The organism is Streptomyces sp. NPDC059897 (genome assembly GCF_042730865.1).
Taxonomy (GTDB): domain Bacteria; phylum Actinomycetota; class Actinomycetes; order Streptomycetales; family Streptomycetaceae; genus Streptomyces.
The window spans coordinates 1-5,115 of sequence record NZ_JBHWKQ010000081.1 but is presented as its reverse complement, the minus strand read 5'-3'; the positions used below and the strand labels follow the sequence as shown (position 1 = coordinate 5,115).

The 5,115-nt window shown below is 68.2% G+C and carries 5 protein-coding genes; 2 read left to right on the top strand and 3 right to left on the bottom strand.

Features of this window, described 5'->3' with window-relative positions:
• Positions 1 to 236: 236 nt before the first annotated feature.
• From ACFV9W_RS38975 to thyX, 3 genes are all read right to left on the bottom strand, one after another.
• The gene (locus tag ACFV9W_RS38975) at positions 237 to 1,922 is read right to left on the bottom strand and encodes a ribonuclease J (protein WP_385770852.1); all 1,686 of its coding nucleotides are present in this window, start codon (positions 1,920 to 1,922) and stop codon (positions 237 to 239) included.
• Positions 1,923 to 2,069: 147 nt separating this feature from the next.
• Positions 2,070 to 2,969, bottom strand: coding sequence for a 4-hydroxy-tetrahydrodipicolinate synthase (gene dapA / locus ACFV9W_RS38970; protein WP_385770850.1), 900 nt, complete (start codon positions 2,967 to 2,969; stop codon positions 2,070 to 2,072).
• A 199-nt stretch (positions 2,970 to 3,168) separates the two neighbouring features.
• The gene (gene thyX, locus ACFV9W_RS38965; protein WP_385770848.1) at positions 3,169 to 3,909 is read right to left on the bottom strand and encodes an FAD-dependent thymidylate synthase; all 741 of its coding nucleotides are present in this window, start codon (positions 3,907 to 3,909) and stop codon (positions 3,169 to 3,171) included.
• Positions 3,910 to 4,130: 221 nt separating this feature from the next.
• Between thyX and ACFV9W_RS38960 the strand changes: the two genes are divergently transcribed.
• The gene (locus ACFV9W_RS38960) at positions 4,131 to 4,370 is read left to right on the top strand and encodes a hypothetical protein (RefSeq protein ID WP_385770846.1); all 240 of its coding nucleotides are present in this window, start codon (positions 4,131 to 4,133) and stop codon (positions 4,368 to 4,370) included.
• A gap of 116 nt (positions 4,371 to 4,486) precedes the next feature.
• On the top strand, positions 4,487 to 5,041 hold the full coding sequence (locus ACFV9W_RS38955) for a hypothetical protein (RefSeq protein WP_385770844.1): 555 nt from the start codon (positions 4,487 to 4,489) through the stop codon (positions 5,039 to 5,041).
• Positions 5,042 to 5,115: the final 74 nt, after the last annotated feature.

Here is a 5,115-nt window from a genome sequence, read left to right as displayed (position 1 = left end):
TACCAGATCCGTTTTCCGTTCCGTTTCCGGTTCGGATTTCATTTCCGGTGGCCGTTGGAGGGCCTTTGCCTTTCGGCGGTGCCGACTTTATCAGAGATTCTGAGTCGGAATTTCCGCCCCGTGTCGGGGAGTTGATCCGAGCACGTGAGTGCGGCGGGTTCCCCTCGAGCGGAACCGTAAACGTACTGGAGCGGGGCGCCCCGATGCAAATCGAGGCGCCCCGCTCCTTACGTGCCTCAGACCTCGACGACGACCGGAAGGATCATCGGGCGACGGCGGTACGTGTCCGAGACCCACTTGCCCAGCGTGCGGCGGATGAGCTGCTGCAGCTGGTGGGGCTCGACGACGCCGTCCTGGGCCGACTTCTCCAGGACGTCCTGGATCTTCGGGAGGACCGCGTGGAACGCCGAGTCCTCGATGCCGGAACCGCGGGCCTGGATGTTCGGGCCGCTGGTGATCTTCCCGGTGCTGGAGTCCACCACCACGAAGACCGAGATGATGCCCTCGTCCCCGAGGATCTTGCGGTCCTTGAGCGCGGGCTCGCCGACGTCACCGACCGAGAGGCCGTCCACGTAGACGTAACCGGCCTGGACCTTGCCGGAGATCCGCGCCTTGCCGTCGACGAGGTCGACGACGACGCCGTCCTCCGCGATGACGATGCGGTCGTGCGGGACGCCGGTGAGGGCGCCGAGCTCGGCGTTGGCGCGCAGGTGGCGCCATTCGCCGTGGACCGGCATCAGGTTCTTGGGCTTGCAGATGTTGTAGAAGTACAGGAGCTCGCCCGCGGACGCGTGGCCCGAGACGTGCACCTTGGCGTTGCCCTTGTGGACCACGTTCGCGCCCCAGCGGGTCAGGCCGTTGATCACGCGGTAGACCGCGTTCTCGTTGCCGGGGATGAGCGACGACGCCAGGATCACCGTGTCACCGGAGACGATCCGGATCTGGTGGTCGCGGTTGGCCATGCGGGACAGGGCCGCCATCGGCTCGCCCTGCGATCCCGTGCAGACGAGGACGACCTCGCTGTCGGGCAGGTCGTCGAGCGTCTTGACGTCCACCACCAGGCCGGCGGGGACCTTCAGGTAGCCGAGGTCCCGGGCGATGCCCATGTTGCGGACCATCGAGCGGCCGACGAAGGCGACCCTGCGGCCGTACTCGTGCGCGGCGTCCAGGATCTGCTGGATGCGGTGCACGTGGCTGGCGAAGGAGGCGACGATGATCCGCTTCTGCGCGCTGGCGAAGACGCCGCGGATCACGTTCGAGATGTCGCGCTCGGGCGGGACGAAGCCCGGGACCTCGGCGTTCGTCGAGTCGGTCAGGAGGAGGTCGATGCCCTCCTCGCCGAGCCGCGCGAACGTCGGGAGGTCGGTCAGGCGGCGGTCCAGCGGGAGCTGGTCCATCTTGAAGTCGCCGGTGTGGACCGCCATGCCCGCCGGGGTGCGGATGGCGACGGCCAGCGCGTCCGGGATGGAGTGGTTGACCGCGATGAACTCGCAGTCGAACGGGCCCAGGCGCTCGCGCTCGCCCTCGGACACCTCGAGGGTGTACGGGCGGATGCGGTGCTCCTGGAGCTTCGCCTCGATCAGCGCGAGGGTCAGCTTGGAACCGATCAGCGGGATGTCCGGCTTCTCGCGCAGGAGATACGGGACGGCGCCGATGTGGTCCTCGTGACCGTGCGTCAGGACGATGCCCTCGACGTCGTCAAGACGGTCCCTGATGGACGTGAAGTCCGGCAGGATCAAGTCGATTCCGGGCTGCTCCTCCTCGGGGAAGAGCACTCCGCAGTCGACGATCAGCAGACGGCCTTCGTACTCGAAGACGGTCATGTTGCGCCCGATCTCACCGAGGCCGCCGAGCGGGGTGACCCGCAGGCCGCCCTTCGGAAGCTTCGGCGGGGCGCCGAGTTCAGGATGCGGATGACTCAAAAGGATCTCCTCAACCACGCGCGCCACGTACCTGTAGGCACGTGGCGCGCATGACGTTCGTGCAATAGCAGTTGTGGTGGTTCCTGGGTCCTGCTGTTCAGTTGGTGATTCTGTTCATTCAGTTGTGAAGCTTTGCCAAGTCTGTGATCAGAGTTGTACCCCGCCGGCAGCAAGATCGATCTTGAGCTGGGCCGTTTCTTCGGGGGTGAGTTCCACGAGCGGCAGGCGCAGCGGTCCCGCGGGGAGCCCCTGGAGGCCGAGGGCGGCCTTCGTCGTGATGACGCCCTGCGTGCGGAACATGCCGGTGAAGACGGGGAGCAGCTTCTGGTGGATCTCCGTCGCCTTGTGCACGTCGCCCGTCGAGAAGGCGTCGAGCATGGCGCGCAGCTCGGGCGAGACGAGGTGGCCGACGACGGAGACGAAGCCGCACGCGCCGACCGAGAGCAGCGGCAGGTTGAGCATGTCGTCGCCCGAGTACCAGGCGAGGCCCGAGCGGGCGAGGGCCCAGGAGGCGCGGCCGAGGTCGCCCTTGGCGTCCTTGTTGGCCACGATGCGCGGGTGCTCGGCGAGCCGGACGATCGTGTCGGTGTTGATCGGCACGCCGCTGCGACCCGGGATGTCGTAGAGCATCACGGGGAGCTCGGTCGCGTCGGCGATCGCCGTGAAGTGGCGGAGCAGGCCCTCCTGCGGGGGCTTGTTGTAGTACGGCGTCACCGCGAGCAGGCCGTGCGCGCCGGCCTGCTGGGCCTGGCGGGCGAGCGCGATGCTGTGGCGGGTGTCGTTGGTGCCGACGCCCGCGACGACGTGGGCGCGGTCGCCGACGGCCTCGACGACGGCTCGTACGAGATCCGATTTCTCCGCGTCGCTGGTGGTCGGGGACTCGCCCGTGGTGCCGTTGACGACCAGGCCGTCATTGCCTGCGTCCACCAGGTGGGCGGCGAGCCGCTGCGCGCCGTCGAGGTCGAGTGCGCCGTCCGCCGCGAAGGGCGTGACCATGGCGGTGAGGACCCTCCCGAAGGGGGTCTGCGGAGTCGAGGTCGGAGCCATGGGTAACACGCTACTCGCTGCTCAGTACCGGGTCCCCCCTCGGGGGATGCGACAAGTCGGAACAAAGGTGGAGCCCGGCACTGCCTGCTCGGGGGTTCAAGCAGTGCCGGGTCCGTTTGATCAGGCTAGATGAACTTTCCGAAAAGCCGCAATACGGACACTTCAGTCGAGCGTCCGTACATCTGTGCCGATGCCCGAACTACGGCGCCACGCGGCCGTTGGCGTTGAACGCCGCGTACGTGAGGGGCATGAGCTCGGCCCACTCCGCCTCCATCTTCTCGCCGACCATCTCGATCTCCCGCTGCGGGAAGGACGGCACCTTGGCGAGCTCGTGCTGCGTGCGCAGGCCGAGGAAGTGCATCAGCGAGCGCGCGTTGCACGTCGCGTACATCGACGAGAACAGGCCGACCGGGAGCACCGCGCGGGCCACCTCGCGGGCGACACCCGCGGCCAGCATCTCCTGGTACGCCTCGTACGCCTGGCGGTACGAGTCCTCCATGACGCGGCCCGTCAGCTCCTGCTGCGCCTGGGTGCCCTCGACGAACTGGTACTTGCCCGGGCGGCCCTCCTGGACCAGCTTGCGGTCGGCGTCCGGCACGTAGAACGTCGGCTGCAGCTCCCTGTAGCGGCCCGACTCTTCGTTGTACGACCAGCCCACGCGGTGTCGCATGAACTCCCGGAAGACGAAGATCGGGGCGCTGATCAGGAACGTCATCGAGTTGTGCTCGAAGGGGCTGCCGTGCCGGTCCCGCATCAGATAGTTGATCAGGCCCTTGGAGCGCTCGGGGTCCTTCGACAGCTCGTCGATCGACTGCTCGCCGAGCGTGGAGACGCGGGCCGCGAACAGCACGTCCGTGTCGCTCGCGGTGTGCTTCACCAGCTCGACGGTGACGTCGCCGCGGAACGTCGGCTTGAGGTCTTCAGCTGGGGTTTCGGTCATGCTGCCGGGGTCCTTCCCATCACTTCACCAGGGCGGCGCCCACTCTACGGGCCACCACTGACAACAGGGCATTCGCGCGCTTCTGTCGACGATCTCCGGCGAAGAGGAGCGAAGTTTGGTGAATTTGGTGAAACAGGGCACCCTTTGAAGCGATCGCTCGTCTGTGTAGATGAACACATTTTTGATCGAGCATCACGAGTCGTTTGAGGAGAAGCAGTCCCATGTTCCGTCGGCGCGAGCCCGTACCGTTCGCCTTCATAGCCGAAGCCGACAAGTTCCGTAGCAACGTCACACCGCCCGCGCGTGAGCGTCCCTCCGCCGGGCAGCGCGCAGGACGCGCGCTCGTCGGCCTGACCGTCGTGGCCGGCCTCGTAGGCGCCCTGCTGATCGGGATGCCGGCCCTGTCGATCGATCAGACGACGCAGCACGTACAGCAGTCGGAGGCGGCCGACAGCCGCTGACGGTCGCCGGCCGGTCCCCTCCCCCTCCGGACCCCCTGGAGTGGAAGGCCGGTGCGACCCCGGATAGCCTCACCGGGCACAGCCCCCATACCGCGTGGACCGAGTGAGGACCCGTCGTGCCCCTGCCCTTCCTGACGGCCGACCGTGCATTGGACGAGGCCGCGGACATCCCGCTGCCCTTCGACGACCGCGACCAGTGGCGCCGCCCGTACCGCCCGGGCCCGTACCGGGTGGGAGCGGCCGCGGTACTGCTGCTCCTGGCGTCGTACGTGCTGTTCGCCTCGGTGATCATCGCCGTCGCGGGCGACACGTCCGCCGCGACGGTCTGCGGTGTCCTCGCGGTGCTGATCATCGCGTCGGCCCTGCGGCTGCTGCGCATGGGCACCTGGGTGAGCGCGCGCGGGCTGCGGCACGTCGGCTTCTTCGTCACCCGGACGGCGCCCTGGGACCGGGTCGCCACCGCGCGCACGGTGCAGCAGCCCGTGCGCTGGCTCGGGCTGCCACGCACCGTGCAGGGGCAGGCGCTGATCCTCGTACAGCGGGATCAGCAGGGGGATCAGACGACGTTGCTCACCAGTCACAGCGCGGACTTCCTGGGGCGGCGCACGGCGTTCGACCGGGCCGCCGACACCGTGGAGGTCTGGGCCGAGGAGTACCGCGCCCAGCGCTGACGCACGCGCGCGTACACATACGCGCAACTACGAAGGGGCCGCACCCGCCCAAGGGCGGGGGGGCCCCCTCGGGC

What these genes read in the sequence shown, in the direction of transcription:
- dapA (WP_385770850.1), bottom strand. Translation starts at nt 2,969, where the DNA reads ATGGCTCCGACCTCGACTCCGCAGACCCCCTTCGGGAGGGTCCTCACC.
- thyX (WP_385770848.1), bottom strand. Translation starts at nt 3,909, where the DNA reads ATGACCGAAACCCCAGCTGAAGACCTCAAGCCGACGTTCCGCGGCGAC.
- ACFV9W_RS38960 (WP_385770846.1), top strand. Translation starts at nt 4,131, where the DNA reads ATGTTCCGTCGGCGCGAGCCCGTACCGTTCGCCTTCATAGCCGAAGCC.